At 73.6% G+C, this 25,562-nt stretch carries 29 protein-coding genes and 2 pseudogenes; 17 read left to right on the forward strand and 14 right to left on the reverse strand.

Annotated features, from left to right (window positions below; genetic code table 11):
- Window positions 1-44 precede the first annotated feature (44 nt).
- Entirely contained in the window at window positions 45-173 is a 129-nt protein-coding gene (locus DEH69_RS32775; protein ID WP_258534706.1) for an LPFR motif small protein, read from the forward strand.
- Here DEH69_RS32775 and DEH69_RS16160 read toward each other — a convergent pair.
- Complete coding sequence (locus tag DEH69_RS16160; RefSeq protein WP_258534707.1) at window positions 167-745, reverse strand: DNA polymerase ligase N-terminal domain-containing protein; 579 nt, start codon at window positions 743-745, stop codon at window positions 167-169. The genes DEH69_RS32775 and DEH69_RS16160 overlap by 7 nt on opposite strands.
- A 293-nt stretch (window positions 746-1,038) precedes the next feature.
- On the opposite strand from DEH69_RS16160, the gene DEH69_RS16165 reads away from it, so the two are divergent.
- Together DEH69_RS16165 and DEH69_RS16170 are read left to right on the forward strand one after the other, a co-directional pair.
- The gene (locus DEH69_RS16165) at window positions 1,039-1,302 is read left to right on the forward strand and encodes a hypothetical protein (protein WP_147255622.1); all 264 of its coding nucleotides are present in this window, start codon (window positions 1,039-1,041) and stop codon (window positions 1,300-1,302) included.
- A 198-nt stretch (window positions 1,303-1,500) separates the two neighbouring features.
- A complete protein-coding gene (locus DEH69_RS16170; protein ID WP_113687680.1) occupies window positions 1,501-3,090 on the forward strand; it encodes an alkaline phosphatase in 1,590 nt (529 codons plus the stop codon).
- A 36-nt stretch (window positions 3,091-3,126) separates the two neighbouring features.
- On the opposite strand, the gene DEH69_RS16175 is transcribed toward DEH69_RS16170, so the two are convergent.
- Window positions 3,127-4,062: a lysylphosphatidylglycerol synthase domain-containing protein gene (locus tag DEH69_RS16175; protein WP_113687681.1), complete on the reverse strand. Its 936-nt coding sequence runs from the start codon at window positions 4,060-4,062 to the stop codon at window positions 3,127-3,129.
- A 177-nt stretch (window positions 4,063-4,239) separates the two neighbouring features.
- Here DEH69_RS16175 and DEH69_RS16180 point away from each other — a divergent pair, with 177 nt between their 5' ends.
- Window positions 4,240-5,724 carry an MFS transporter gene (locus tag DEH69_RS16180; RefSeq protein ID WP_113687682.1) on the forward strand — a complete coding sequence of 495 codons (1,485 nt, stop codon included), beginning with the start codon at window positions 4,240-4,242 and terminating at the stop codon, window positions 5,722-5,724.
- A gap of 257 nt (window positions 5,725-5,981) precedes the next feature.
- Window positions 5,982-6,608: a class I SAM-dependent methyltransferase family protein gene (locus tag DEH69_RS16185; protein WP_181727455.1), complete on the forward strand. Its 627-nt coding sequence runs from the start codon at window positions 5,982-5,984 to the stop codon at window positions 6,606-6,608.
- On the opposite strand, the gene DEH69_RS16190 is transcribed toward DEH69_RS16185, so the two are convergent.
- Entirely contained in the window at window positions 6,592-7,035 is a 444-nt protein-coding gene (locus tag DEH69_RS16190; RefSeq protein WP_113687683.1) for a hypothetical protein, read from the reverse strand. The two genes, DEH69_RS16185 and DEH69_RS16190, sit on opposite strands and share 17 nt — an antisense overlap.
- Before the next feature lie 64 nt (window positions 7,036-7,099).
- Window positions 7,100-7,546 (reverse strand): MarR family winged helix-turn-helix transcriptional regulator, encoded by a 447-nt coding sequence (locus DEH69_RS16195; RefSeq protein WP_113687684.1) that lies wholly within the window; start codon window positions 7,544-7,546, stop codon window positions 7,100-7,102.
- Between the two features lie 203 nt (window positions 7,547-7,749).
- Between DEH69_RS16195 and DEH69_RS16200 the strand changes: the two genes are divergently transcribed.
- The 3 genes from DEH69_RS16200 to DEH69_RS16210 all read left to right on the forward strand — a co-directional run bounded on the left by DEH69_RS16200 (window position 7,750) and on the right by DEH69_RS16210 (window position 9,159).
- Window positions 7,750-8,160 carry an organic hydroperoxide resistance protein gene (locus tag DEH69_RS16200; protein ID WP_113687685.1) on the forward strand — a complete coding sequence of 137 codons (411 nt, stop codon included), beginning with the start codon at window positions 7,750-7,752 and terminating at the stop codon, window positions 8,158-8,160.
- Between the two features lie 65 nt (window positions 8,161-8,225).
- Window positions 8,226-8,945 carry an HNH endonuclease family protein gene (locus DEH69_RS16205; protein ID WP_258534708.1) on the forward strand — a complete coding sequence of 240 codons (720 nt, stop codon included), beginning with the start codon at window positions 8,226-8,228 and terminating at the stop codon, window positions 8,943-8,945.
- A gap of 7 nt (window positions 8,946-8,952) precedes the next feature.
- Window positions 8,953-9,159 (forward strand): hypothetical protein, encoded by a 207-nt coding sequence (locus DEH69_RS16210; protein WP_113687687.1) that lies wholly within the window; start codon window positions 8,953-8,955, stop codon window positions 9,157-9,159.
- 247 nt (window positions 9,160-9,406) lie between these two features.
- Here DEH69_RS16210 and DEH69_RS16215 read toward each other — a convergent pair whose 3' ends face one another.
- The 5 genes from DEH69_RS16215 to DEH69_RS16235 form a co-directional block, all read right to left on the reverse strand.
- Window positions 9,407-9,685, reverse strand: a complete 279-nt coding sequence (locus DEH69_RS16215; protein ID WP_258534709.1) for a hypothetical protein — start codon at window positions 9,683-9,685, stop codon at window positions 9,407-9,409.
- Between the two features lie 155 nt (window positions 9,686-9,840).
- The gene (locus tag DEH69_RS16220; protein WP_113687688.1) at window positions 9,841-11,229 is read right to left on the reverse strand and encodes a GH1 family beta-glucosidase; all 1,389 of its coding nucleotides are present in this window, start codon (window positions 11,227-11,229) and stop codon (window positions 9,841-9,843) included.
- A gap of 69 nt (window positions 11,230-11,298) precedes the next feature.
- Window positions 11,299-12,261 (reverse strand): aldo/keto reductase, encoded by a 963-nt coding sequence (locus DEH69_RS16225; RefSeq protein ID WP_113687689.1) that lies wholly within the window; start codon window positions 12,259-12,261, stop codon window positions 11,299-11,301.
- 204 nt (window positions 12,262-12,465) lie between these two features.
- Window positions 12,466-12,645: a hypothetical protein gene (locus DEH69_RS16230; protein ID WP_113687690.1), complete on the reverse strand. Its 180-nt coding sequence runs from the start codon at window positions 12,643-12,645 to the stop codon at window positions 12,466-12,468.
- Window positions 12,646-12,823: 178 nt separating this feature from the next.
- Complete coding sequence (locus DEH69_RS16235) at window positions 12,824-14,935, reverse strand: D-alanyl-D-alanine carboxypeptidase family protein (RefSeq protein ID WP_258534710.1); 2,112 nt, start codon at window positions 14,933-14,935, stop codon at window positions 12,824-12,826.
- A 470-nt stretch (window positions 14,936-15,405) separates the two neighbouring features.
- Here DEH69_RS16235 and DEH69_RS16240 point away from each other — a divergent pair, with 470 nt between their 5' ends.
- The 4 genes from DEH69_RS16240 to DEH69_RS16255 all read left to right on the forward strand — a co-directional run bounded on the left by DEH69_RS16240 (window position 15,406) and on the right by DEH69_RS16255 (window position 18,458).
- Window positions 15,406-16,203: a GPP34 family phosphoprotein gene (locus DEH69_RS16240; RefSeq protein ID WP_230423767.1), complete on the forward strand. Its 798-nt coding sequence runs from the start codon at window positions 15,406-15,408 to the stop codon at window positions 16,201-16,203.
- Window positions 16,204-16,453: 250 nt separating this feature from the next.
- On the forward strand, window positions 16,454-17,326 hold the full coding sequence (locus DEH69_RS16245; protein WP_113687692.1) for a helix-turn-helix transcriptional regulator: 873 nt from the start codon (window positions 16,454-16,456) through the stop codon (window positions 17,324-17,326).
- A gap of 165 nt (window positions 17,327-17,491) precedes the next feature.
- Window positions 17,492-17,698 (forward strand): DUF397 domain-containing protein, encoded by a 207-nt coding sequence (locus DEH69_RS16250; RefSeq protein WP_113687725.1) that lies wholly within the window; start codon window positions 17,492-17,494, stop codon window positions 17,696-17,698.
- A gap of 64 nt (window positions 17,699-17,762) precedes the next feature.
- On the forward strand, window positions 17,763-18,458 hold the full coding sequence (locus DEH69_RS16255) for a class I SAM-dependent methyltransferase (protein WP_113687693.1): 696 nt from the start codon (window positions 17,763-17,765) through the stop codon (window positions 18,456-18,458).
- A 71-nt stretch (window positions 18,459-18,529) separates the two neighbouring features.
- Here the strand turns inward: DEH69_RS16255 and DEH69_RS16260 are convergent, their stop codons facing one another.
- Window positions 18,530-19,279 (reverse strand): Mut7-C RNAse domain-containing protein, encoded by a 750-nt coding sequence (locus DEH69_RS16260; RefSeq protein WP_113687694.1) that lies wholly within the window; start codon window positions 19,277-19,279, stop codon window positions 18,530-18,532.
- A 102-nt stretch (window positions 19,280-19,381) separates the two neighbouring features.
- Between DEH69_RS16260 and DEH69_RS16265 the strand changes: the two genes are divergently transcribed.
- From DEH69_RS16265 to DEH69_RS16275, 3 genes are all read left to right on the forward strand, one after another.
- Window positions 19,382-19,588 carry a hypothetical protein gene (locus DEH69_RS16265; RefSeq protein WP_113687695.1) on the forward strand — a complete coding sequence of 69 codons (207 nt, stop codon included), beginning with the start codon at window positions 19,382-19,384 and terminating at the stop codon, window positions 19,586-19,588.
- A gap of 100 nt (window positions 19,589-19,688) precedes the next feature.
- Window positions 19,689-20,807 carry an LLM class flavin-dependent oxidoreductase gene (locus tag DEH69_RS16270; RefSeq protein WP_113687696.1) on the forward strand — a complete coding sequence of 373 codons (1,119 nt, stop codon included), beginning with the start codon at window positions 19,689-19,691 and terminating at the stop codon, window positions 20,805-20,807.
- A gap of 149 nt (window positions 20,808-20,956) precedes the next feature.
- Window positions 20,957-21,622: a hypothetical protein gene (locus DEH69_RS16275; RefSeq protein WP_113687697.1), complete on the forward strand. Its 666-nt coding sequence runs from the start codon at window positions 20,957-20,959 to the stop codon at window positions 21,620-21,622.
- Window positions 21,623-21,658: 36 nt separating this feature from the next.
- Here the strand turns inward: DEH69_RS16275 and DEH69_RS16280 are convergent, their stop codons facing one another.
- Window positions 21,659-22,465, reverse strand: coding sequence for an exodeoxyribonuclease III (locus tag DEH69_RS16280; RefSeq protein ID WP_181727456.1), 807 nt, complete (start codon window positions 22,463-22,465; stop codon window positions 21,659-21,661).
- Window positions 22,459-23,332 (reverse strand): annotated as a pseudogene (locus tag DEH69_RS16285) (helix-turn-helix domain-containing protein). Before DEH69_RS16285 ends, DEH69_RS16280 begins: the two are co-directional and overlap by 7 nt.
- An 85-nt stretch (window positions 23,333-23,417) precedes the next feature.
- Here DEH69_RS16285 and DEH69_RS33475 point away from each other — a divergent pair.
- Both DEH69_RS33475 and DEH69_RS33480 read left to right on the forward strand, forming a co-directional pair.
- Window positions 23,418-23,834 (forward strand): annotated as a pseudogene (locus tag DEH69_RS33475) (aldo/keto reductase); the annotation flags it as partial.
- A 17-nt stretch (window positions 23,835-23,851) separates the two neighbouring features.
- Complete coding sequence (locus tag DEH69_RS33480) at window positions 23,852-24,286, forward strand: aldo/keto reductase (RefSeq protein ID WP_309302816.1); 435 nt, start codon at window positions 23,852-23,854, stop codon at window positions 24,284-24,286.
- A 155-nt stretch (window positions 24,287-24,441) separates the two neighbouring features.
- Here the strand turns inward: DEH69_RS33480 and DEH69_RS16295 are convergent, their stop codons facing one another.
- Both DEH69_RS16295 and DEH69_RS16300 read right to left on the reverse strand, forming a co-directional pair.
- A complete protein-coding gene (locus DEH69_RS16295; protein ID WP_181727457.1) occupies window positions 24,442-24,987 on the reverse strand; it encodes a hypothetical protein in 546 nt (181 codons plus the stop codon).
- A gap of 29 nt (window positions 24,988-25,016) precedes the next feature.
- The gene (locus DEH69_RS16300) at window positions 25,017-25,562 is read right to left on the reverse strand and encodes a hypothetical protein (protein ID WP_113687699.1); all 546 of its coding nucleotides are present in this window, start codon (window positions 25,560-25,562) and stop codon (window positions 25,017-25,019) included.

Genomic DNA, 25,562 nt, shown 5'->3' on the forward strand with positions numbered 1-25,562 from the left:
TCACGCGCGGTGACCCGTAGCCGCCGACGAAGGAGGTATCAGAGATGCTACGAGCACTCGCCGATGTCTTCCGCGCGACCGGCGGCGCCGTCGCCACGGTCGTGACGCTGCCCTTCCGCCTGGTCGCCCGCCTGTTCGGCGGGGCGTCGGACACGGCCCACGGCCGTCACTGAGCGTCGTCGGCCACCTGGCGCAGGGTCCGCCCCGTGCGGGCGGACCTGGCGCGGGCCGGATCGGGCGTCCCGTCGCCCGAGGCGCGCTCGTCGTCCCGCTTGACCAGCAGCCACGCGCCCCTGCGGAACCGGGTCAGCGCGTAACCCCCGCGCAGCTTCCGCCCTTCGAGGTCGAACGAGAGGTGCCCGCGCCCCAGATCCTCGGCGACCGAGCGGTCGCCGTCGTGCCGGTATGTCCCCTCGTCCCAGATGATCACGGTCCCGGCGCCGTACTGGCCCTCGCCGATGACGCCCTCGAAGTCGCGGTACTCAAGCGGGTGGTCCTCCGTCGGCATCGCGAGCCGCTTGTCGTGCGGATCGGTCGAAGGGCCCTTGGGCACGGCCCACGACTTGAGCACGCCGTCGGCCTCGATGCGGAAGTCGAAGTGCATGCTGCTGGCGTCGTGGAGTTGCACGACGAAGCGCGGCTCCCCACCACGCCGCTCCCGCCCGCCGCCCGGCTCGGCGGTGGCGTCGAAGTCCCGCTTGCCCCGGTAGTCCGCGAGCGGGTCACGCTGGCGCTTGGAGGTCACGTTCCCCATGCTGGCACCCCTGCGGGGAGCCCGCACCCGGAGGCGGGGCGGCGCGGGTGGCCTGGCGGGGGGCGCCCGCGGGGCGCGGTCGGCGGCTACGGAGGGTCCGGTGGTGTTCGCCGTCGCACCCCCATCCCCTTCCCCTTCGCGAACAAGGAACGACAGGGGTTCCCTCGCCTGTAACAAGCGCTTACCGTATGCATCGAGCGCGCCCCGGCCGGGTGTTCGGGAAGACCCCGGCCGGGGCCTGCGCGCGTGTGCGCGGCCGGTCGGCCGCCTTGTTAGCCTGCGGCGTGCGTGTTGAGTTCAGGCTGCTCGGCCCCGTGGGCGCTCGGGTGGACGGGCGGTCGGTCGAGGTCGGGCCCGCCCGGCAGCGGTGGGTGCTCGCGGCGTTGCTCGCCGATGTGAACGCCGTGGTCGTCGCCGACCGGCTCGTGGACCGGGTGTGGGGCGAGCGCTCGCGGTGCTGGACGAGCTGGGGCACGCGGACGCCGAGGGGGCGCGCGGACGCCGAGGGGGCGCGCGAGCGGCCGCGTGGGGGTCACGCGCCGGGCTGAGGCTGAAGTCGCCGCCGGGCGCCGTGGCGTTCGAACGTTGGCCCGCTGTTCGTCGGCTGTTCCGGTGTCGGGTCCCCTCGGGCCCCCGGGGCCCGGACGATACTGCGGCCCGAGAAGGCCAGAGAAGGCCAGAGAAGGCCCCGAAGGCCCCGAAGGCCCAGAAGGGCCCGTCGAACGGTGGAACGTCGGAGGTTCGTCATGGCGGAGCAGCGCAAACCCGGCAGGCGCGCGGTCCTGCGGGGCGGTGCGGCCCTGGTCGGCACAGGTGTCGTCGGTACAGGTCTCGTGGTGGGCGCGCCGCCCGCGTTCGCCCGGTCGGGGCGGCCCGCGGCGCGGTGGGGCACGCAGGTCGGGGACGTCACCGAGAGCTCGGGCCTCGTGTGGGTGCGGTCGGACCGGCCCGCGCGGATGGTCGTGGAGACGTCGCCCACCGAGTCGTTCCGGAACGCGGCGCGCTGGCGCGGACCGCTGCTCGGCGAGGGCACCGACTTCACGGGAACGGTGCCGCTGCGCGGCCTGCCCGCGGGCGAGCAGATCCACTACCGGGTGCTGCTCGCCGACCCCGACGACCCGCGGCGCGCGGGCGAGCCGGTGACCGGGACGTTCCGCACGGCGCCCGACCGGCGGCGCGACGACGTGCGGTTCGTGTGGTCGGGCGACCTCGCGGGCCAGGGCTGGGGCATCAACCCCGAGATCGGCGGCTACCTGGCGTTCGACGACATGCGCCGCCGCGACCCCGACTTCTTCCTCTTCAGCGGCGACACGATCTACGCCGACGGCCCCCTGGCCGCGAGCGTCGCGCTGCCCGACGGGCGGACCTACCGGAACGTCACCGTCCCCGAGAAGGACAAGGTCGCCGAGACCCTTGCCGAGTACCGCGGCAACTTCCGCTACAACCTGCTCGACGAGAACCTGCGCCGCTTCAACGCCCAGGTGCCGTCCATCGTGCAGTGGGACGACCACGAGGTCACCAACAACTGGTACCCCGGCGAGATCCTGGCCGACGACCGCTACACCGAGACTTCGGTCGACGTGCTCGCGCGGCGCGCGCGGCAGGCGTTCGGCGAGTACTTCCCCATCTCCACGCTCCAGCGCGCCGGGGGGCGCGGGCGCAACGAGGGGCGCGTGCACCGGGTCGTGCGCTATGGGCCGCTGCTCGACGTCTTCGTGCTGGACATGCGGACGTTCCGCAACGCCAACTCGCCTGGCCGCCAGACCGACGACCCGCAGGGCATCCTGGGCCGCGAGCAGCTTCAGTGGCTCAAGGACGAGCTGCGCCGCAGCCGCGCGGTCTGGAAGGTCATCGCCGCGGACATGCCGATCGGCCTGGTGGTGCCGGACGGCGCGAGCGACATCGAGGCGATCGCCAACGCCGACCCGGGCGCGCCGCTCGGCCGCGAGCTCCAGATCGCGGAGCTGCTGCGCTTCATCAAGCACCGGCGCATCACCGGCACGGTGTGGCTGACCGCGGACGTCCACTACACGTCGGCGCAGCACTACCGGCCCGAGCGCGCGGCGTTCACGGACTTCGCGCCGTTCTGGGAGTTTGTCAGCGGGCCGCTCAACGCGGGCGCGTTCCCGGCCAACGCGCTGGACGCGACGTTCGGGCCCGAGCGGGTCTTCGTGAAGGCGCCCGAGACGGCCAACGTGTCGCCCGCCGATGGCTACCAGTTCTTCGGCGAGGTCGACATCGACGGCGGCAGCGGCGAGATGACGGTGAGCCTGCGCGAGGTCGGCGGGCGCGTGCTGTTCAGCAAGACGCTTCAGCCGGGGCGCGTGGGTCAGTAACGCGCCGGGGCGCACGCCCGCTTGGACGGGCGCCGTTCACACCACCTTGCGCCGCACCAGCGCGCCGAGCACCAGGGCGCCGGGCAGCAGCGGCAGCCACACCGTGATCACGCGGTAGGCGAGCACGGTGGAGGTGGCGGCGCCCACCGTGGCCCCGATGGCGACAAGGGCGATGACGAGCGACGCGTCCACCGAGCCGATCCCGCCGGGCGAGGGCACCGCGGCCGCGACCACCGTGGCCGCCATGTAGGCGAGCACGAGGTGCCCCACCGGCACCCCGAGGTCCATCGAGAACGCCACCGTCACGAGCCCCGCCGCCTGGAGCACGGGGAACGCGAGCGAGCCGCCCCACAGCGCGAGCACCCGGCTCGGCCTGGCGTGCAGCGAGCGGACATCGGTGAGCGCGGTGCGCAGGAAGCCGCCGACCAGGCCGCGCAGCCGCGGCACCGCGAGCACGGTCACCACCGCGGCGGCCAGCGTCCCGAGCGCGACGGCGCCGATCAGCGGCAGCCCGATCCGCTCGGGCAGCAGCGTCTCCAGGCGCAGCGCCTCGGGGAAGACCAGCAGCAGCACCAGCAGCAGCGAGCCACGGGCGACGCCTTCCGCGAGGAAGTAGAGCGCCAGCGCGGCGGAGTAACGGGCGGGCGGCAGGCCGCACTTGGCCATGAAGCGGATGTTGACCGCGCCCGCGCCGATGCCGGAGGGCAGCAGGTGGTTGGCCGCGCCCGCCGCGAACTGCGTGACCACGAGCCGCTTCGCGGGCAGCCGTTCGAGCACGGTGCCCTGCCGCGCGAACGACACGGCGACCCAGCCGAGCAGCGTCGTGCCCACGGCGGCGAGCAGCCATGCGGCGTCGGCCGCGAGCACCTCGTCGAAGCCGTCGGCGATGACCGACCAGTGCCGCGTCACCCAGACCGCGACGGCGGCGAGCGGCAGCACGCAGAAGATCTGCCGCCAGGGGAGCCGTCGCATGGGAGAAGGATGAGGGTCCGGGGGAACGCCCCGGCGTCCCCGGGAGGGCCGCCCCGCGACGGCCGGGTTGCGCCCGGGTGGCGCGGGGGCGTGCGGGGCTGAGCGGCGCGCGGGCGCGCGCCCCCGCGCGCCAGATCTCGACGCGCCCCGGGGGGCGAATCGGTCGATCATGGCGGCATGGCGCGTTCCCCCGCGGAGGACCGGCGGCGGCCCGGCGAGCTGATCACGCGCTCGCGGGCCGGGCGGCGCGTCCTGGTGTGCGCCGTGCTCGGCTCCGGCATGGCCCAGCTCGACGGCACGATCGTCACGGTCGCGCTGCCCCGCATCGGCAAGGACTTCGACGTGCCGATCGCCGACCTCCAGTGGATCCTCAACGCCTACATGCTCACCCTCGCCGGGCTGATCCTCCTCGGCGGCGGCCTCGGCGACCGCTACGGCCGCCGCAGGATCTTCGTGGTCGGCGTCGTGGCGTTCACCGTGGCCTCGGTGCTGTGCGGGATCGCCCCGAACGGCAACGCCCTCATCGCCGCCCGCGCGCTCCAGGGCGTGGGCGGGGCGCTCCTCACGCCGGGGTCGCTCGCGCTGATCCAGTCGACGTTCCACCCGGACGAGCGCGCCAAGGCCGTCGGGCTGTGGTCGGGACTCGGCGGGGTGGCCATCGCGTTCGGGCCGATGCTGGGCGGCTGGCTCGTCGACGGGCCCGGGTGGCGGTGGATCTTCTTCATCAACGTGCCCGTGGCCCTCGCCGTGCTGTGGCTGGCCAGGGGCGTTCCCGAGTCACGCGACTGGAAGGCGTCGGGCCGCTTCGACGTGCTCGGCGCGGTGCTCGCGGCGCTGGCGCTCGGCGGGCTCACCTACGCGCTCATCAACGCGCCCGCGTTCTGGGCGCTGGGGGTCGGCGTCGTGCTCGGCGCGCTGTTCGTGTGGCGTGAACGGCGCACGCCGCGGCCGATGCTGCCGCTGGGGATCTTCCGCTCGCGGCTCTTCACGGCGACCAATCTGGTGACGCTGTGCCTCTACGCCGCGATCGGCGGCGTGTTCTTCCTGCTGCCCACCCAGCTCCAGAACGGCCTCGGCTACGACGCCCTGCGCGCGGGCGCGGCGTCGCTGCCCGTGACGCTGCTGATGACGGCGCTCTCGGGACCCGCGGGCGCGCTGGCCCAGCGGATCGGGCCCCGGCTGCCCATGACGGTGGGCCCGCTGATCGCCGCCGTGGGGTTCGTCCTGCTGCACCGCGTGCACCCGGGTGGCTCGTACTGGACCGATGTCTTTCCCGCGGTGACCATCCAGGGTCTGGGGATGAGCCTCTTTGTCGCCCCGCTGACCGCGACGGTGCTGGCCTCGGTCGAGACCCGGCGCGCGGGGGTGGCCAGCGGCGTGAACAACGCGGCCGCGCGCGTCGCCCAGTTGATCGCCGTGGCCGCCCTGCCGCTGCTGATCGGCCTCTCGACCGACCAGTACCGCGACGCGACGGCGGTGGACGCGGCGTTCGGCAAGGCCGTGCTGATCTGCGCGGGGCTGCTGGTGGCCGGTGGGCTGCTCTCGGCGCTCACCATGCCGGGCCGCCTCGAACAGGAGGGCACCCACCGCCCCGAGCGGGCCCACCACTGCGCGGTGGACGCCCCTCCGCTGGAGCACGGCAGGGGCGGCGGCGATAGTTGAGCCATGACCATGTCACCCGCTCGGCGCTCCGTGGCCGCGGACCAGGTGCTCCTCGCGGGCGGCGCGATATCCCTGGCCGCCCACCCCGGCCGCGTTGAGGCCGCTGCTCTCGGGGCCGCCGCCGCACGCTGCCGCTCCCGGGGCGGGGCGGTCACCACCACGGGTCGTGGGCGAGTTCCGCCGCGACGGCCGCAGCGCAATGGAACGGTCCGCCTCGGGCAAGGGCGATCACCGCCGTGCACAGTAGGGTCCTGCGCATGGACTGGCATGCGTGGCACGGGGATTACGACGATGCCGACTCGTATCTCGCGCGGCGGCTGCGGATCGTCCGCGAGTGGATCGGGCTCACGCTCGATGTGGCGCCGCCCGGCCCGTTGCGCGTGGTGAGCCTGTGCGCCGGGCAGGGGCGCGACCTGCTCGGGGTGCTGCCCGACCACCCGCGGGGCAGCGATGTGACGGCGCGGCTCGTGGAGTTGGACCCGCGCAATGTCGGGGAGGCGCGGCGCGGCGTCGCCGAGGCCGGGCTCGGCGAGCATGTCGAGGTCGTGGAGGGCGACGCGGCGCTGACCGACCGCTACGCGGGGATGGTCCCGGCTGATCTGGTGCTGGCCTGCGGGATCTTCGGCAATGTGACGGACGCGGACGTCGAGCGCACGATCGGATTCCTCCCGCAGCTGTGCGCGCGCGGCGGCACGGTGATCTGGACGCGCCACCGCGGGGAGCCTGATCTGGTGCCGCACGTGTGCCGCTGGTTCGAGGAGCGCGGCTTCGAGCGCGTCTGGCTGACCGAGCCCGAGCGGGGCTTCGGGGTCGGCGTCCACCGCTTCACGGGCGAGCCTGAGGAGCTGGCGGCCGGGGCGCGGATGTTCACGTTCCTGGTGTGACCGGGAGGCCCTGGGGCCGCGTCAGCGGACAGGGGTGATCGGGAACGGTCGCGTTCGGGGTGCAGGCGATCACGTCCAGGGTCAGAAAGCCGGTGCCGCGCACATACCAGCCCGCGTGCACATCGCGGCCGCGCGCGAGGGCGTCGGCGGCCGCCGCGCCCACAGGCTCGGTCGTCGCGCGGTCGTGCTCGACGGCGAACGCGGGCGCCGCGCGCGCCATCTCGCGGCGGAACCACGCGGCGGCCCCGGCCGCGTCCTGGCAGGTGCGGGTGATCGAGGTGGCCGGGCGCAGCAGCCAGTCGGCGAGGCGCATGGGCGTGCAGCGGTTGGTGAGGAACTCCGGGGTGCCGGGGCGCCGTGCCGACTCCTGGTCGAACACGCGCCGCTCGCCCTGCCAGTGGTAGGCGTGGAAGTGCGCGGGCCTCATGGCCTAAGGCTTCGTCGCCCGCGGGGCGCGCCTGAAGACCCAGGGCGGTGACGCCCCTGACCGGCTACTCGGGCAGCTCTGCCGCGTCCAGCGTGGCGGTCAGGCGGTGCAGGCGCTCGCGCAGGTCGGCGACCTCCGCCAGGGTCAGCCCCGTCGCCTCGCCGATGCGGCGCGGCACCTCGGCGGCCCCGGCGCGCAGCGCGCGCCCCTCGTCGGTGAGCCGCACGGTGACCGAGCGCTCGTCCTCCGCGCTGCGCTCGCGGCGGATCAGTCCGGCCGCCTCGAGCCTCTTGAGCAGCGGTGACACCGTGCCGGTGTCAAGGCGCAGCTGCTCGCCGATCCGCTTGACCGGCACGTCGTCGCGCTCCCACAGCACCAGCATCACCAGGTACTGCGGGTAGGTGAGCCCGAGGTCCCTGAGCACCGAGCGGTAGACGCCCCCGAACGCGCGCGAGGCGGAGTGCAGCGCGAAGCAGATCATGGCGTCGAGGCCGAACGGCTCGGGCGGCATCAGGGCGGCAGCGGGAGCGGGAGCGGGAACTGGAGCGGGCGAGGAGGAGGGGGAGGGGCTGGCCGGGCTCATGGCTCCAGGGTAGCTCAGTGCCGGGCAATTGAGTTGTGCACAACTAAGTTGTGTGCTCTAATTCCGTTCGACAGGCGCTGGGCGGACAACCGCCGGGCGACCGCGGGCGAACGAGAGGGAACGATCCGACGATGGACGCGTTGTACACCGCTGTGGCCACGGCGAACGGGCGCGACGGCCGCGCCGTCAGCTCCGACGGGCAGCTCGACCTGCCCCTCGCCCTGCCCCCGGCGCTCGGCGGCGACGGCAAGGGCACCAACCCCGAGCAGCTGTTCGCGGCCGGATACGCCGCCTGCTTCTCCAGCGCGCTCGCGGGCGTCGGCAGGCGGGAGAAGGTCGACACGAGCGAGGTCTCGATCACCGCCGAGGTCGGCATCGGCAAGGACGACGAGGGCTTCGCGCTCCAGGTGACCCTGCGCGCCGAGCTGCCCGACGAGCTGGCGGGCGAGACAGGGCGGCGCCTGCTCGACCTGGCGCACCAGGTGTGCCCCTACTCCCGAGCCACGCGCGGCAACGTCCCGGTGACCCTCGTGGTGGAGTGAGCCGGTCCGTTGGGCATGGTGGGGGTATGCGCGACGCGGCGGAACAACTGAAACGAGCGGCACGAGTGGAACGAGCGGGGTGGCGGCTCGCCGGGATCTGCCTGGCGGTGGCGGCGGCGGGGGCGTTGACGGGCGGCTGTCAGGCGGAGGGCACGGACTCCTCTGACAGCACGCCGCCTTCGGGGAGCGCGGACCCCTCCGACGGCGGGGACGGCTCGCCGTCCCCGCCGTCGCCCGAGGGGCTGCCCGCCCCCGACGAGGCCAGGGAGCTCCTCGACGGGCTGACGGTCGCCGATGAGCGCTCCATGACCGGGTACTCGCGTGACCGCTTCCCGCACTGGTCGAGCCAGGACGGCTGCACGGTCAGGCAGGAGGTGCTGCGCCGCGACGGCGAGGACGTGGTGACGAACGACGACTGCCAGCCGACCTCGGGGTCCTGGTACAGCGCCTACGACGGCGAGACCTACACCGACCCGGCGGACGTCGACATCGACCATGTCGTCCCGCTGGCCAACGCCTGGCGCTCGGGCGCCGACGCGTGGACGGACGAGCGGCGCGAGGCGTTCGCCAACGATCTCGAAGGGCCACAGCTGATCGCGGTCGGCGACCGCGTCAACCAGTCCAAGGGCGACCAGTCACCCGACCAGTGGCTCCCGCCCGTCGAGGCGTACGGCTGCGACTACGCGCGGGCCTGGGTGGCGGTGAAGGCGGCCTACGAGTTGAACGTCACCGAGCCCGAACGGCAGGAGCTGGACGCGCTGTTGGACACATGCGGTGGTGCATGATCCTGGCGTGGACGATTTCGACATGGGCTGGCGGATGACCTTCGAGGCCCGGCGCAGCGGCGAACGCGGCTGGTACGTCGTGGACCCGGTCGGCAGCCTGGTGCACGTCCCTGGCGAGGACGGCCACCCGCGCGCGGCGTTCTTCGGCGAGGACCGCGCGGCGGCCGAGGGCCTGGCGGCCCGCCTCAACGCCCAGCCGGACGAGCACATGTAGCGCCGCCCCCGGCCACCAACGGGTGAACGCCCGCATGCCCCGCACGGTGGCGTGCCCCAGCGCGGGGCGCGCCACGACGGCGCGCGGCGGCCCATGCCGCGCCCCACGCCGCGCCCCACCAGGGGCGGCCGCTACCTGGCGAACGTGCTGTCGCAGTCCATGCACTGCCAGCGGCGTGGCATCCCGGTGCTGGTCACGTTGATGCTGCCGCAGCTCGGGCACTTCAAGTCCTCGGTCCTCCGTTCGTTTACAGCAAGCCGCCGATGCTGCGGCGGTTGGCCTGGCGCACCTTCTCGCGGAGGAGGTCGCTCGCGTTCACCGGGCGCACATCGACCGGCTCGGCGTCCCATTCGGCTCCGCCCCTCATGGGCCGCAGCCGGTAGGTGGCGCCCTCGCGCGCCACGACCACGCCCACCCTGCCGCTCAGGGTGTCCTGGGCGAGCGCGCCGATCTCGATGACCTCGATGGCGTCGATGACCTCTGTGTCGCGCTCCGGGGCCTGCGGTTCCTGGCTGCTGGTCGTCATGAAGACTGACTCTCCCGCGCTCTCCGTAATGGGACGCTCACCAGCATGAGGCGTCCGGCACGTCCTGACCAGACCGAATCCGTGGAGATCTCGCCCGAAGTTGATATCGCCGCGCTCACGTTGACGAGCGCGGCGATGTCGTTCGGCGGTGCGTTCTACAGCGCGTTCGCCCGGGTGACCTCCGAGAACCAGCGCCCGCTGTCCTTCAGCGTCCGCTTCTGCGTCTCGAAGTCCACGTGCACGAGCCCGAACCTCTTCGAGTAGCCGTGAGACCACTCGAAGTTGTCAAGCAGCGTCCACACGAAGTACCCGCGCAGGTCGGCGCCTTCGGCGATCGCCCGGTGCGCGGCGCGGAAGTGGGCCTCCAGATAGGCCCGCCGCTCCTCGTCCTCGACGCGCCCCTCCGGGGTGACGCGGTCGTCGAACGCCGCGCCGTTCTCCGTCACATACAGCGGCGGCGCCCCGTACTCGCGCGTCAGGCGCGTCAGCGTCTCGTAGAGACCGTCGGGGTCGATCTCCCAGCCCATCGCCGTCTGCGGCACCCCGCGCCTGACGAACTCCACGTCCTCAGAGCCCACCCAGTGCGAAGGCCCGCCGCTCCCGGCTCCCGGATTGCCCGACGTGCCCGCGCGGACGACGTGACGTGAGTAGTAGTTGACGCCGAGGAAGTCCAACGGCGTGGCGATCACGGCCAGATCGCCCTCGTGGACGTGCTCGGTGCCCACCACCCCCGCCAGGTCGTCCACCACGTCCGCGGGGTAGGAGCCGCGCAGCAGCGGGTCGAGGAAGAAGCGGTTCATCAGGCCGTCGATGCGGCGGGCCGCGTCGCGGTCGGCAGCGCCGTCCGTCACCGGGTCGACGGGATACAGGTTGACGGTGATGCCGACGTCGGCCGCGCCCTGCCCGCGTAGCGCGCCCGCCGCGAGGCCGTGCCCAAGCAGCAGGTGGTGCGCGGCGCGCACCGCGGCGGCGCCATCCGTGCGGCCTGGGGCGTGGATGCCGCTCGCGTGGCCGAGGAACGCCGAGCACCACGGCTCGTTCAGCGTCGTCCAGGCGGGCGCCCGGTCGCCGAGGCGCTGGTGGATCAGCGCGGCGTACTCCGCGAACCGCTCCGCGGTGTCCCGGTGCGGCCAGCCGCCCGCGTCCTCGAGGGCCTGCGGCAGATCCCAGTGGTAGAGCGTCACCCAGGGCTGGATGCCGTGTTCGAGCAGGCCGTCGATCAGGCGGCTGTAGAAGTCGACGCCCGCGCCGTTGAGCGGGCCGTGCCCGTCGGGCTGGACGCGCGGCCAGGCGAGCGAGAAGCGGTAGTGCGTGACGCCGAGGTCGGCGAGCAGCGAGAGGTCCTCGGGGTAGCGGTGGTAGTGGTCGTCCGCCAGGTCGCCGGTCTGGTCGAGGTGCACCTTGCCCGGCGTGTGGGAGAACGTGTCCCAGATCGACGGCAGGCGCCCGTCGGCGGTCACGGCACCCTCGATCTGGTAGCTCGCGGTGGCGGTGCCCCAGGCGAAGCCCTCGGGGAAGCGGACGGGGCTCGGGTCAGTTGTCATGTGCGGACTTTCGCTGGTGGTTCGGCGGTTCGGTGGCTCGGTGGGTGATGCGGTGGCCAGGTGGGCCGTTCAGTGCTGCCAGTGGGACGGGGGCGCCGCGAGCCCTTCGACGACGGGCCACAGCTCGTCGGGAATGGGCAGGCGTGCCAGGCGAAGCGTTTCCCCGACGCGCTCGGGGCGGGTCACGCCGATGGCGGTGGAGGCGATGCGGGGGTCCCTCGTCGAGAACTGGATGGCCGCGGCGGCCAGGGGCACATCGTGCCGCGCGCAGGCCGCCTCGATCTCGCGTACCCGGCCGAGGATCGCGTCATTCGCCTCCCGATAGGCGTATCTGCCGTGCGCGTCGGGGCCCTTGGCGAGGATGCCGCCGCCGAACGGCGCGGCGTTGACCACCGCGAGCCCGGCCGCGCGGGCCGCGTCGATCAGGGCGTCGGCCGAACGGTCGATCAGCGTCCACCGGTTGTGGGTGAGCAGCACCTCGAACGCGCCGGTCGCCACATAGCGGCCCATCAGGTCGACGGGCCCGCCCGCCACGCCGATGTGCGCGGCCAGGCCCTCATCGCGGACGCGGACCAGCTCGTCGACCGGCCCTCCCGGCGCGACCGCCCGCTCGAACGGTATGTGCTCGGGGTCGTGCAGATAGAGGAGTTGCACATGGTCGAGGCCCAGGCGTTCCAGGCTGCCCTCGAAGGAGCGGCGGACCTGGGCGGCCGAGAAGTCGCCGGTGGCGGGGTCGCGGTCCACCTTGGTGGCCAGCACGGCGCCGGGCGGCAGGCCGCCGCGCTCGGCGAGCGCGGCGCCCACGACGCGCTCGCCGCGCCCGTCGTCGCCGTAGCCAGCAGCGGTGTCGAGGAACGCGGCATCGCTGTCGAGCACGGCGCGCACGGTCGCCACCGCGCGCTCCTCGGGGACCTCGTAGCCGAACGCCGCGGGCATGCTCGACAGCGCGCCGCCGCCGAAGCAGATCTCGGGCACGGCGAGGCTCGTCCGGCCCAGGGGGCGGCGGGGAAACGCGCCGGGCCGCGCGCTCATCGGGCGCTCACGGGGTCGGACGCCCTCCCCCGCAAGCGGGGGGTACCCCCAGGGGCGGGGCGGGTAAGGGCAGCTGGGGCGCGCGTGATCGGGAGGGGCATGCGGACGATGATGACCGCTCGCGGCGCCGGAGGCAGTGACGCGCGCGACAGCGCGCAAGCCGGGTCGCGCGCCGGGGCGTGCATCCACGCGCCCGCGCGGCGGCTACTGCGGTGGCCGGTAGTTCTCCGCCTTGTCCAGGATCGCGGTGAAACGCTCCCACTGGGCCGCGGCCTCGGCCGTGGGCCCCACGGTGAAGTCCTCGGGGTCGAGAAAGCTCAGCCGTTCGCGCGTGGCCGGGTCGAGATCCCGCCACGCGGCCTCATCCTGCGGTGACCGAGCCACAGTCGTCGCACACCCAATTGCCGTTGTTGAGCCTGCGGCCCTTGATCGACCCGCACGACGGACATTCCACCGGCTGCCCCCTCACGCATCGCCAGCCCGGGGCATCCGACTGTAGCGTGCGGCGACCACCCGTGGCAGCCCCCGGCGGCGGGCACCGCCGCCGGGGGCTCACGGGCCGTCAGAGGATGCGCAGCAGCCGGTCGCCGAGGCCGGGCTCGCCGAGTGGCTCGCCCAGCGCCAGCGGAACGGTGACCCCGTCGGGTCCGTCACCGACCGTCAGCGTGCCGACCTCGGCGCCCGCGTCCGCGGAGCCGGGCACGCCGTCCTCGGGCGCGTTGAGCCGGAGGGACACCTCGAGGCCCGCCCAGCCGACCGCCCGCACCTCCTCGGTGACCACGACCGGCGTCCGCCCGCCGAGACCGTCGTCGACATGGCCGACCACCTCGCCCTCGCCGATCACCGTCTCCGCGGTGAGCTGACCCTGGGCGAACCTGATCAACTGGTCACCCATGGTGAGCGCTTGCACCAGGATCGAGTTGTCCCGCGGATCGGGTCCCTGATCGAGAACGGCGCCCACGATCAGGCGCGTGTCGTCGCCGACCTGCTGGTGGGCGGCGAACATCAGGTTCCCGCCCGCGGCGGTCGAGGTGCCGGTCTTGATGCCCACCACGCCGTTGACGGGCACGAGGCCGTTCCAGTTGCCGTGGACGTTGCCCTGGCTGTCCTCGTACGAGGGCATGCGGGCGATCTGCCGGAACACCGGGTCGTCCATCGCCGCCTTGGCCAGCAGCACCTGGTCCTCCGCGGTGGAGACGGTCGTCTCGTCGAGGCCGCTCGGGTCGGTGTAGGTGGTGTCGTCCATGCCGAGATCGGCCGCCGCGGCGTTCATCTTCTCCACGAACGCCTCCTGCGAATCGGAGTCCCAACGCGCCAGCAGCCGGGCCACGTTGTTCGCGGAAGGAATCATGATCGCCTGAAGCGCCTCGCGCTGGGTGATCGTGGATCCCGCCTCGACGAGAACGGTCGACTCGTTGTCCGTATCGGCGAGTCCTGCCTCGTCCTCGGCCAGTTGGTCGACGGGGATGGCCGCGCCGTCCTCGTCCTCGCCCATGGGGTGCTCCTGGAGGATCACATAGGCGGTCATCACTTTCGCGACGGACGCGATCGGCACCGGCTCCTGCTCGCCCGACGAGCCGAACGAGCCCAGCCCCTCGACCTCGAGCGCGGCCTGCCCCTCGGCGGGCCACGGCACGGACGGCGCCTCGCCGTCGAACGTGAACGTCGGCGCCGCGGTCAGCTCGAGCGAGGGCTCGGGGAGCGGCCGGAACCACTGCGCCACCGCGATCACGATCAGCAGGAGCACGACGAGCGGCGTCCAGATCTTGACGCGGCGCAGCAGGGTGCGCAACGGCGTGGGTGGGGGCGCGGGCTTGTTGGTGAGCGCCGCCAGCAGCGCGAGGGGGTCGCGCGGCTCCTCATCGGGCGCGGCCGTGGGGCGCGGCGGGTCGGCGGGCCGCAGCGGGACCGCCGTGGATTCGGGCGAGGGCGCGGGCGGTTCGAGCGGAGGCGGGGGCGGCGCGACGCGGGGGTCGGCGGGCCCGGCCGACCGCTTCTCGGGCAGCGCGTCCCCTGCGGTGTCCCCTGCGGTGTCCCCTGCGGTGTCCCCCGGGGGGAGCCGGAGCACGCTGGTGGGCTGGTCGACGCGCGGCGCGGGCTCGTCGTCGGACTCCTTGTCCGGCTCCCTGTCCGGCTCCCTGTCCGGCTCCTTCGTGTCCTCGTCGCTGCCGTCGTCGCTGCCGTCGTCGGCCTTCGTGTCGCCCTCGGGGGGCGCGTCCTCTGCGGTGTCCCCTGCGGTGTCCCCCGGGGGGAGCCGGAGCACGCTGGTGGGCTGGTCGACGCGCGGCGCGGGCTCGTCGTCCGTGGCCGCGTCCGTGTCCGTGTCCTCGCCCTTGGCGTCGGGCTTGGCGTTGGGCTCCTCGGCCCGGGCACGAAGCTGGGTCGTCCCGCGATCGCCGCTGTCCGCCTTCGCCTTCGCGCCCGACTCCTCGCCCGAGACGCGGAGGTGAACGGTCCCGCCGTCGCCGCTGTCGGGCTTCTCGTCGCCCGCTGAGGCGTCGGCGGGCGCGTCCGCCGCCGGGGCCTCGTCCTCGCCGTCGCCACCGCTCTCCGGGGCGTCCACGGCGTTCCCGGCCTCCGCCGCCTCCCTGTCCTCCCCGTTCTCCCCGTTCTCCCCGTTCTTCTCGCCCGCCGAGCCGTCGGGCTCCTCGCCCGGCTCGGCCGCACGCGGCACCGCCGCATCCCGCTGCGCCGGTATGGGCGGGGCCTTCGGGGCCTCAGAGGTGTTCGGGGCCTTCGGGGCCCGTGGTGCCGTCGTGCCGCTTCCTGTGGCGGTCTCGCTCTCCTCCGGGCCCGTGGCCCGATCCTCGTCCCCGGGAACCTTGGCAACCTGGGGAACCCTTCCGGGGTCCTCAGGCGTCTTCTCCGATGACTCCTGCTCCCGCTCCCGATCCGACATGTCCGGGGACTCGCCCGCCACCCGTACCTCCCTACGCGTCGTTCACCCAATGGGCCGCTGGTCCCCCCAGTTTGCCGGGTCCCGCGCGCCTCGGTGCGACGAGCCATCAGCGGTGGGAGGGCGCTGTCTCATGGGCTGGGACGACAACGACATATCTACGGGTTCCCTTACAAAACAACCACGCACCCTCGACAGAACAATGTGAGAGGCGTCACCCTGTCTGTCATCCACGCGGGGAGGCATGGATGGGCAGGAGTCGTAGAACCATTCCGGAGGAGCTGCTGCTGCTCGCTCTGGACCCGGCCACGGGTACCACCGCGCAGCCGCAGTCGCTCGACCTCGGCCTCGCCGGGGCACAGCTCGTCGAGCTGGCCTTGGCGGGACGGATAGCCCCAGATGGGGACCGAATAGCCGTGGTGCTGCCACGGCCGACCGGAGATCCCACGCTGGACTCCGCACTGGAGCTGTTGCGCAGACGCGGCAGCCCAGTACGCGCGGTCCACTGGATCGGCGGGCCCCGTCTCGGGCTTCGCCAAACGTATCTCTCGCATCTGGAGCGCTGCGGCATGGTGCACGCGGTGGAGAACCAGATGTGCGGAGTTCTGCCGACGACCAGGTACCAGGCGACGGATACCGCGGTCAGCAGGCAGATCCGGGCTCGGCTCGACACCGCGATCCGCACCGGCACGCCACCGGACGCACGGACCGCGGCGCTGGCGGCCCTGGCCCACGCGGTGGGCCTCGGCAAGCACCTCTATCCCGGGAACGAGGGGCGGTCGTCCCGCTCCAGACTCCGGGATCTGATCAGGCACGACCCGATGGGCGGCCTCGTGGCGCACGCCGTCATGGATGTGCAGAACGGCGTGGCCGGTCAGGCGGCCGCGGCTCGTCGGCCCGCGCAGGGCGGCACCCGCAAGGCGGGGCGCGCACCGGCGCCGGCGGCGGCCATGGCTGTGGTCGGCCAGTCGCAGCAGCTCACCGACGAGCCCAGACGGAGAGGAGGGACGCGAGCCGCAGTCGTTCGTCCTTCGCTCTCGCACTAGGTGCGCGCCGCGGGTCGTGGCCCGCGCACCCGACCGACCAACCCGGGAGCCGCATGCGAGCACGGGGTGTGGCGGCGGCCACAGACGACGGCCGTCGCCGCACCCCATGCTTGTGCCCGGCCACGCGCTGCCGCGTATCCGCCGGGACACGTCCCGTGAATCCCGAGCGGGCGCACCATGCCGGGTGGCACTCTGCTGAAAGGCGGCCGTCGTCTGTGACCGGCCACATCGACGGAGGTGCGCAAGTCCCGTGACCGGCAACGTCAATCCCACCGTCAGGCGACGCAGGCTCGGCCAGGAGCTGAGACGGCTGCGCGAGGACCGCAACATGACGGCCGAGGGCGTCGCCGAGCGGCTGCTTGTCTCCCAGTCCAAGATCAGCAGGCTGGAGAACGGCCGCCGCAGCATCAGCCCGCGCGATGTGCGGGACCTGTGCGAGGTCTACGGCATCGAGGACAAGAAGCTCGTCGAGTCGCTGATGCAGATGGCGCGCGAGTCGCGCCAGCAGGGCTGGTGGCACGCGTTCGCCGAGCTGTCGCCGACCTACAGCGTCTACATCGGCCTCGAGACGGACGCCTCGTCGCTGCGGGTCTACGAGCCGCAGGTGGTGCCGGGGCTGCTCCAGACGCAGGAGTACGCCACCGCGCTCATATCGGGGGCGCTGCCCGAGGTCGGCCCCGACGAGGTCAACAGCCGCGTCCAGGTGCGCCTTCGGCGCCAGCAGCGGCTGTACGACGAGCGGACGCCGTTACGCCTGTGGGCCGTCGTGGACGAGGCGGCGCTGCGGCGGCAGGTCGGCGGGCCCTCGACGATGCTCGAGCAGATCCACCGCCTGACCGAGTGCTCGCGGCTGCCCCATGTGACGCTCCAGGTGCTGCCCTTCTCCGCGGGCGCGCACCCCGCGGTCAACGGGCAATACACGATCCTGGAGTTCCCCGAGGCGAGCGACTCCACGGTGATCTACCTGGAGGGCGGCACGAACGACTTCTATCTGGAGAAGCCGCACGACGTGCAGCACTACAGCGTGATGTACGAGCACCTGCGCGCGCAGGCGCTCAGTCCCGAGCAGACGCGCGGCGTCCTCGGACAGCTCGCCCAGGAGTACAGGAGCGCGCTCCGCTGAGGCGGGGAGGCCCGGGGCGCGGGGCAGAGGATACCGCCCAACTCCCTTGCCACGCACCGAAGTAGCGGGTGCGCCACCCGGACGGGTGAAGCCCGCCCTCGGGGTCGCCTCCCGGCTAGTACGTTCGCCGCACCACACACCGACCGGTCAGGAGCCGGAGTGAACATGGCAATGCGGCAAGGCATGACGCGCACATGGAGGAAGTCGTCCTACTCGGGGGGTACCGGCGCCTGTCTCGAGGTGCTGATCCCGGTACGCGACGGGCTGGCGGTCCGCGACTCCAAGGCCCCCGCCGGGCCGAGACTCGGCTTTGGGGCCGGTTCGTGGTCGGCGTTCCTCGCCGTGCTCGACGACAAGGCGTTCACCCGCTGACGTTCACCCCGCTGACGTTCACCTTCTGTCGAACGAGGGGCGACTGTCAGTGGCGGGTGCGAGCATGGTCGGCATGAACGAGATCGCCGCTTACTGGGACGCCGCCGTGTCCGCCTTCGATGACGAGCCTGACCACGGGCTGCGCGACGCCCGGGTCAGGGCCGCGTGGGCGCGGCGCCTCGACGACTGGATCCCATCAGGCGCGCCCGGGGGAGCCGACGTGCTCGACGTCGGCTGCGGGACCGGCACGCTCTCGGTCCTGCTGGCCGAGCGGGGCCACCGCGTCACCGGCGTGGACGTGGCGCCGCGCATGGTGGCCGCGGCGGAGGAGAAGGCGGAGGCGGCCGGGGTCGCGGTGACGTTCGTCGTGGGCGACGCGGCGGCCCCGCCGGTGGGGGCGGGCCGGTTCGACGCCGTGCTGGCCAGGCACCTGCTGTGGACGCTGCCCGACCCGACGGCGGCGCTGCGGGCCTGGGCGGGCAGGCTGCGGCCCGGTGGGCGGCTGGTGCTGGTGGAGGGGCGGTGGCGGCAGTCGGCGACGGCCAGGCCGTATGTGCCCGAGGCCGCGGCGCTTCCGTGGCACGGCGGGGTGACCGCGACGGAGCTCGCGCTCGCGGTCACGCCGCTGGTGGAGGACATCAGCGTCGAGGAGCTTGACGACGACCCCGACCTGTGGGGCAAGCCGGTCGACGACGAGCGGTACGCGCTGGTGGCCCGCGTCCCCCGGCAGCCCCGGCGGGGAGGTGAGGCCGATCGCTAGACGCGACCGCCGTGCCCGGTGCCCGGTGCCCGGTGCTCAGTGCTCAGTGCCCAGTGCTCAGGGCCTCGTGCTCAGTCGCGTCCGGCCGCCGGGGTCCTCTCGCCGAACTCCGCGAGGGCGTTCTCGACGATCCCCTTGAGGCGGGCGTGGTGGGCGCCGCGCCAGTAGACGCGGCCGCAGTCGGCGCACTGCGCGAAGACATCCTGGGTGGAGAGCGTGCCCGCCTCGAGGCGGGACCTGACGGTCTCCTTGTCGGCGGGGCGCAGCGGCCCGTTGCACGCCGTGCACCGCGTCCAGGGCGCCAGGTCGGGGGCGAACCTCCCGAGGACATCGCGTAGTTGCTCCTCGGGCCTGTCGCTGTAGACATAGGCGCCCGCCCACAGCTCGCGCCTGCGCAGCAGCCCGCGGTCCCGGGACAGCATCACGCGCCGCTCGCGCGCGGAGCGTGCGGCGAGAGCCGGGTCGCCCGGGTCGGCGCTCTGGTAGGCGGCGTCGACGCCGAGCAGCCGCAGCCGCCTGGCCAGCCGCCCGAGGTGGACGTCCAGGAGGAAGCGCAGCGGCGCCCCCGGCACCCGCTGCGGCCTGGCCACCGGGCCCACGTCGACGGCGTCGCCCTCGCCCGGCACCAGCGACGAGGGGACCTCGTGGCCGTTCACCAGGAGGCGGCCCACCTCGGTCAGCGGCACCCCGAGGGATTCCACGACATGGCCCAGGGTGGAGGAGCCGTCGGTGACCACGGGGGCGCGTGGCGCGCGGCGCTCGGCGGACGCGAAACGCCTCAGCTCGGGGGCGAGGGTGACATGGATCCGCGGTCCTTTCACCCCGCCAGCATGCCACCGCCCCTGCCCGCCCCGCCCGGCCTTTCCCCGTCCGTGTGCGGGCCCGGTGGCGCGCGCCTACGCTGAGGTGAGGGAGGTGCCGTCATGTCCGATTCATCCGCGTCCTCGTCCGCGCCCGACGACAGCCAGCCCACGCCCGACCACCTGCTGCACACCGGGACCGAGGGGCCGATCGACCCCGAGGACCTGGTGCGGCTCAGCGGCCGGGAGCCGACCCCCGAGCTGGTCGAGGAGGCCAGGCGCCGCCTGGAGGAGGAGGGCCCCGCCGCGGCGGAGCGCTACCTGCCCTGAGGCCAGGCCGCCCGGGGACCCCGCCCGTTCCGGAATGAACCGCTGATCTCCCTGGTTGCCCTCCAGGTACGACACAGGACGATCAGGGAGGCGGGCGGACGTGGCCGACGCGGCGGCAGCGGGAGCGGGAAGTGGCGACGACATCCGCGGGGTGCGGCACGGGCGGGCGCCCGTTCCGCTGTCCGTGCTCGACCTCGCGACCGTGGGGAGCGGGCTGACCGCCACCGAGGCGCTGCGGGCGACCACCGCGCTGGCGCGCCTGGCCGAGCGGCGCGGGTACCACAGGTTCTGGGTCGCCGAGCACCACTCGATGCCCGGCGTGGCCAGCTCGTCGCCGCCCGTGATCCTCGGCCACCTGGCCGGGCAGACCGAGCGGATCAGGCTCGGCTCGGGCGGCGTCATGCTGCCCAACCACCAACCCCTGGTCGTCGCCGAGCAGTTCGGCACCCTTGAGGCGCTGGCCCCGGGGCGTGTCGACCTGGGCCTCGGCCGCGCGCCCGGCACCGACGGCGCCACGATGGCCGCGCTGCGGCGCGGCAGGGCGGACGGGGCCGAGGAGTTCCCCTCGCAGGTGTCGGAGCTGATCCGATTCCTCGATGACGACTTCCCCGACGCCCACCCGTACACGCGTGTGCACGCCGTGCCCGGCCCCATCCAGGGCACCGTGCCGGGCGGCGTGCCGTCCCCCGGCAGGCCGCCCGTGTGGCTGCTCGGCTCGTCGGGCTTCAGCGCGGAGCTGGCGGGGCGGCTCGGCCTGCCGTTCGCGTTCGCCCACCACTTCTCGGCCGTCAACACCATCCCGGCGCTCGACCTCTACCGGCGCGTGTTCCGCCCATCCGAGGTGCTTGAGCGGCCCTACGCCCTCATCGGCGTCTCCGCGTTCGCTGCCGAGGACGAACGCGAGGCCCACCGCCAGGTGCTCACCGGCGCGCTCTCGATGATCCGGCTGCGCACGGGCCGCCCTGGCCTGATCCCGACACCAGAAGAGGCGGAGACCTACGCGTTCAGCCCGATGGAGCGCGAGTTCGTCGACGAGTGGCTGGCCAACGTGGTCTACGGCACGCCCGACGCGGTGCGCGAAGGGCTTGACGCGCTCGCGAAGCGCACGGGCGCCGACGAGTTGATGCTTACCACCACCGCCCACACCCCCGCGTTCCGCCTCGCCAGCTATGAACTGATCGCGGACGCCTACGCGTTGCCGGGCGCCGCCGCGGAGTGACCCTGCCGCGGAGTGACCCCGCCGCGGAGTGGGCCAGGGGCCGGGGGACTGGGCCGTTCGGGGAGTGCGGGGCGAGGGTGGCTGTCCGGGGCCCGGGGGAGGGCGTAGGGTGCCGCCACTCGCTCCTGTGGGACCGAACGGGGAACGACATGGCGCACCGACCGAGCGTGCCAGGGGACTTGGACCATCCACGGCGGCTGTGGGCCCGCGCCGCCACCCTTGCGCTGCTGGCCACCGCGGGCTTCGACGGGGACGCGTACCAGCTGCGCGCGGGCGGCCTGCGGTGCGACGGCGCGGGCGGCACCCACTGGTGGCGGCTGACGCGGCACCCGGGCGGGCGCACCGTCTTCCGCGGCCAGGACGTGGACGGCAGCCATGGCCATCTGCGGCGCGTGCCGGTCGACTTCCTCGCGGGCGGGCCCGACTGGCTGCCGTGGCGCGAGCTGCGCCACGAGCAGGACGGCTGCGCGCTCGGGTATGTGTACTGGTGGCAGGACGGCGGCTGGGGCCGCGCGCCCTACCCCGACGACCTCGTGGACGACGGGCTTGAGCCCGCGGCTGGCTGGGTCGGCGACGACGGGCGGCTGGTCGACCAGCTGGGGGAGGTGGCCGGGCGCGGGCCCGACCTGAGCGCGGCGGTGTTCGCGTTCCTCGACCACGCCGAGGGGCGCACGGTGGACGAACGCGCGGTCACCACGCTGCTCGGCGCCTGCACGGCGCCCGAGCGGCCCGATCCCGACGTTGTCGCCGCCGCCCTGGAGTTCGCGGCGCGCGCGGCCCTCACGTCGGCGGGCGACGCGCCGGGCAGCGGCTGAGCCGCGCCGCGCCCCCGCCCGCCCCGCGCCCCCGCGTCACCAGCCCGTGAACGCCGCCGTCACGGGCGCGTGGTCGCTCCAGCGCTCGCCATGGCTGGGCGCGCGTTCCACGAACGCCTCGGACGCGCGCCCCGCGAGCCCCCGGGTGGCCATGATCATGTCGATGCGCCAGCCCGTGTCGTTGTCGAACGCCCGCCCCCGGTAGGTCCACCAGCTGTAGGGCCCCTCACGGTCGGGGTGCAGGGCGCGGACCACATCGGTCCAGCCGCCGTCCTCGGGCGCCAGGACCCGGCCCAGCCAGGCGCGTTCCTCGGGGAGGAAGCCCGACTTGTCGCGGTTGCCGCGCCAGTTCTTGATGTCGGCCTCGCGATGGGCGATGTTCCAGTCACCGCACACCAGCGCCTCGCGGCCATCGGCCGCCGCCTTGCCGCGCAGCTCGGTCAGGTAGGGGAGGAACGCGGCCATGAAGCGTTCCTTCATCTCCTGCTTGGGGGTTCCCGCCTCGCCGGTCGGCAGATAGAGGCTGCCGATCGTCACCCCCGGCAGGTCCACCTCAAGATAGCGGCCCGCGTGGGCGAACTCCGGGGCGCCGAAGCCCACTCGAACCGCCTCGGGCGCGCGCCGGGTCAGCACGGCCACCCCCGCGCGCCCCGGCGTGTCCGCCGGGGCGTACACCGCGTGCCAGCCCTCGGGCACGCGGACGTCGTCGGGCAGTTGGTGTTCCTCGGCCCGCACCTCCTGGAGGCAGACGACGTCCGCGCGCGAGGTGGCGAGCCACTTCAGGTAGCCCTTGCGGGAGGCGGCCCGCAGGCCGTTGACGTTCACGGTGGTCACGGTCAGCACCGCACGACCGTACCCGCTTCCCGTTCCGCGCCCGGAACGCCCTGTGCGGCCAGCGAGGCCAGCGAGGCCAGCGCGTCCGCGGTGGCGGCGTCGGCGGGGAGGTGCACCACGAGGCGGTGCTCCTCCGTCCCCGGCAGCGCCAGGCTCTCGAACGCGAGCCGCAGCGCCCCCACCACCGGGTGCCGCCATCGTTCGACTCCCGTCCAGGCGGGCAGGACGGCGGACGCGGCGAAGCGGCGCGCAAACTCCCCGCCCGCCGTGATGGACAGCTCGTCGACGAACGCGGCCACCGCCGCGTCCCCCAGGTCGGCCGCGGCCCGCAGCGCCGCCGCCCGCTCTTCCGCGACGCGCTCCCACTGGGGGAACGCCTCGCGCGCCCGCGCGTCGGTGAACACATAGCGGTGGATGTTCGGCGGGTCGGCGTCGAGCAGGCCCAGGGGCCCGGCGAGCAGCCCGAACCCCTCGGTGTGCGCGAGCACGTCGCCCCACGGTTCGGCCACGAACGCGGGCGCGGGGTCGAGGCGTTCGAGCAGGGCGCGCACGGTGGGGCGCACCGTCCGCACGGCGGGGACCGACGAGGGCAGGGCCCGCCGCTCGCGGCCTTGACCAGCCGGTGCAGATGGACGCGTTCGTCGGGCGTGAGGCGGAGGGCGTCGGCCAGCGCGCCGAGCACCTGTCCCGAGGGGTGGCGGTCGGAGCCGCGCTCCAGGCGCGTCAGATACTCGACGCTGACCCCGGCCAACGCGGCCAGCTCGGCCCGCCGCAGCCCGGGCGTGCGGCGGCGCTCCCCGGCGGAAGCCCCACGTCGGCGGGGCCGATCGCCTCCCGCCTGGCCCGCAGGAACCTGCCAAGAGCGTTGTCGGCCATGGCCGCGAGTCTAGGGTCCTTCGTTCGCGAAAGGGACCCTCTCGGGGACTCCCTCCCCTCGCGCGGGCGGCCCACGCTGGTGCGCATGAGCACATCGATTCACCCACTGCGCTACCGGCTGTTCGGGCGGACCGGGCTGCGCGTCTCGGAGCTGTTCCTCGGCACGATGGGCCTCGACGACGAGGCGGAGGCCCGGCGCGTGATCAACGCCTACGCCGACGCGGGCGGCAACGTCCTCGACACCGCCTCGGCCTACGGCGAGGGCGAGAGCCTGCTCGGCGCGGTCGTCGAGCGGCGCGACCGCTTCGTCATCGCCACCAAGTACACGCTGTCGCACGACGCGGCCGACCCCAACGCCTCTGGCAACCACCGCAAGAACCCGCGGTCGTCGCTCGAACGGAGCCTGCGGCGGCTGCGCACCGACCACATCGACATCTTCTGGGTGCACCTGTGGGACCGGCACACCCCCGTCGAGGAGACGATGCGCGCGCTCGACGACGCGGTGCGCGCGGGTGCAAGGTGCTCTATGTCGGCATCTCCGACGCCCCCGCCTGGGTCGTCGCCCGCGCCAACACCCTCGCCGAGTGGCGCGGCTGGACGCCGTTCGCGGGCCTCCAGGCGCCCTACAGCCTGCTCAACCGGGACATGGAACGCGAACTGCTGCCCGTGGCCGAGGAGTTGGGACTGACCGTGGCCGCGTGGGCGCCGCTGGCCTCGGGCGTGCTCGCCGGGGGCGGCTCGTCCCGCGTGGACCAGGCGGCGCTCACCGAGCGCGAACGCGCCGCCGCGCGCGCCGTGCGCGAGGTGGCGAACGACCTCGGCGCGCGCCCCGCGCAGGTGGCGCTCGCCTGGATCCGCGCCAGGTCCTCCGCGGTGATCCCGCTATGTGGCATGAGCAGCGTCGATCAAGCCGCCGAGAACGTCGAGGGCCTGGGATCTCACCCTGCCGGATGAGGCGATCGAACGCCTTGGGGGCGCGGTGGAGTTCTCGCTCGGCTTTTCCGGGGACTTCATCGCCGAGTGCGAACCGCACCCGTTCGCGTTCGGCGACACGCCGACGCGCCGACGCGCGTGGTGGGGCGCGGGCGCTGACCACCCGCGCCCCCGCCTCAGTGCTGGCCGCGAGGGCTCTCGCCCTCGGGGGTGCTGAAGCAGGCCGAGACCACGGTGACGACCAGCATGGGATCGTCGTCCGGGGTGGTGGCGAGTCGGACGTTCACGGAGTATTCGATGTCCGTGTTGTCGAAGGTGACGTAGGGGGACTGGTTGGCGTTGTTCACCACGCCATCCCCGACGAGTTCCCAGCCCTGCCTCGGGAGTTCCTGCCTGAGCCGGTCCATTCCTTGTTCGAGGTCGGCGCGGGACACCTGGGAGAGGGACCAGGTGTGTTTCATCTTGTAGAGCCGTTCCCGTTCGGGGTCCTCCTCGCAGAGGCTGACTCCGGGGCCTGGTTCGGAGGTGCGGCCCTGTACGGCGATGGTGTCGAGGAGGCCGCTGGAGATGTCTCTGGTCATCTGGCGGGCGTCGTGGACCGACCTGATGGTCCTGGGGGTGTTCTCTGCGGCGGAGCCGTCAGACATGATCCCGCAGCCTCCCAGCAGGGTGACGGCGCCCAGCGCCAGGAGCCCGGCCAAGGCCCGCTCGCTCCCTCGCATCCATGTGCCCCTCCCCATTCGAGACCGCCTCAGTGCTGGCCGCGGGGGCTCTCGCCCTCGGGGGTGCTGAAGCAGGCCGAGACCACGGTGACGACCAGCATGGGATCGTCGACGGGAGTGGTCGAGAGGCTGACGTTCACGGAGTACTCGATGTCCGTGTTGTCGAAGGTGAGATAGGGAGTCTGGGCGGCGTTGTTCTCGACGCCGTCCCCGACGAGTTCCCAGCCCTGCCTCGGGAGTTCCTGCCTGAGCCGGTCCATCCCCCGCTCCAGGTCGGCAAGGGACGCGCGGGAGAGGGACCAGGTGTGCCCCATCTTGAAGAGCCGTTCCCGCTCCGGGTCCTCCTCGCAGAGGCTGACTCCGGGGCCTGGTTCGGAGGTGCGGCCCTGTACGGCGATGGTGTCGAGGAGGCCGCTGGAGATGTCTCTGGTCATCTGGCGGGCGTCGTCGACCGACCTGATCGTCCTGGGGGTGTTCTCGGCGGCGGAGCCGTCAGACATGATCCCGCAGCCTCCCAGCAGGGCGGTGGCGCCCAGCGCCAGAAGCCCGGCCAAGGCCCGCTCGCTCCCTCGCAT

It is taken from the genome of Streptomyces sp. PT12, assembly GCF_003311645.1.
Lineage (GTDB): Bacteria > Actinomycetota > Actinomycetes > Streptomycetales > Streptomycetaceae > Streptomyces.

What these genes read in the sequence shown, in the direction of transcription:
- DEH69_RS32775 (WP_258534706.1), top strand. Translation starts at nt 45, where the DNA reads ATGCTACGAGCACTCGCCGATGTCTTCCGCGCGACCGGCGGCGCCGTC.
- DEH69_RS16170 (WP_113687680.1), top strand. Translation starts at nt 1,501, where the DNA reads ATGGCGGAGCAGCGCAAACCCGGCAGGCGCGCGGTCCTGCGGGGCGGT.
- DEH69_RS16175 (WP_113687681.1), bottom strand. Translation starts at nt 4,062, where the DNA reads ATGCGACGGCTCCCCTGGCGGCAGATCTTCTGCGTGCTGCCGCTCGCC.
- DEH69_RS16180 (WP_113687682.1), top strand. Translation starts at nt 4,240, where the DNA reads ATGGCGCGTTCCCCCGCGGAGGACCGGCGGCGGCCCGGCGAGCTGATC.
- DEH69_RS16185 (WP_181727455.1), top strand. Translation starts at nt 5,982, where the DNA reads ATGGACTGGCATGCGTGGCACGGGGATTACGACGATGCCGACTCGTAT.
- DEH69_RS16190 (WP_113687683.1), bottom strand. Translation starts at nt 7,035, where the DNA reads ATGAGGCCCGCGCACTTCCACGCCTACCACTGGCAGGGCGAGCGGCGC.
- DEH69_RS16195 (WP_113687684.1), bottom strand. Translation starts at nt 7,546, where the DNA reads ATGCCGCCCGAGCCGTTCGGCCTCGACGCCATGATCTGCTTCGCGCTG.
- DEH69_RS16200 (WP_113687685.1), top strand. Translation starts at nt 7,750, where the DNA reads ATGGACGCGTTGTACACCGCTGTGGCCACGGCGAACGGGCGCGACGGC.
- DEH69_RS16215 (WP_258534709.1), bottom strand. Translation starts at nt 9,685, where the DNA reads ATGACGACCAGCAGCCAGGAACCGCAGGCCCCGGAGCGCGACACAGAG.
- DEH69_RS16220 (WP_113687688.1), bottom strand. Translation starts at nt 11,229, where the DNA reads ATGACAACTGACCCGAGCCCCGTCCGCTTCCCCGAGGGCTTCGCCTGG.
- DEH69_RS16225 (WP_113687689.1), bottom strand. Translation starts at nt 12,261, where the DNA reads ATGAGCGCGCGGCCCGGCGCGTTTCCCCGCCGCCCCCTGGGCCGGACG.
- DEH69_RS16240 (WP_230423767.1), top strand. Translation starts at nt 15,406, where the DNA reads ATGGGCAGGAGTCGTAGAACCATTCCGGAGGAGCTGCTGCTGCTCGCT.
- DEH69_RS16250 (WP_113687725.1), top strand. Translation starts at nt 17,492, where the DNA reads ATGGCAATGCGGCAAGGCATGACGCGCACATGGAGGAAGTCGTCCTAC.
- DEH69_RS16255 (WP_113687693.1), top strand. Translation starts at nt 17,763, where the DNA reads ATGGTCGGCATGAACGAGATCGCCGCTTACTGGGACGCCGCCGTGTCC.
- DEH69_RS16265 (WP_113687695.1), top strand. Translation starts at nt 19,382, where the DNA reads ATGTCCGATTCATCCGCGTCCTCGTCCGCGCCCGACGACAGCCAGCCC.
- DEH69_RS16275 (WP_113687697.1), top strand. Translation starts at nt 20,957, where the DNA reads ATGGCGCACCGACCGAGCGTGCCAGGGGACTTGGACCATCCACGGCGG.
- DEH69_RS16295 (WP_181727457.1), bottom strand. Translation starts at nt 24,987, where the DNA reads ATGCGAGGGAGCGAGCGGGCCTTGGCCGGGCTCCTGGCGCTGGGCGCC.
- DEH69_RS16300 (WP_113687699.1), bottom strand. Translation starts at nt 25,562, where the DNA reads ATGCGAGGGAGCGAGCGGGCCTTGGCCGGGCTTCTGGCGCTGGGCGCC.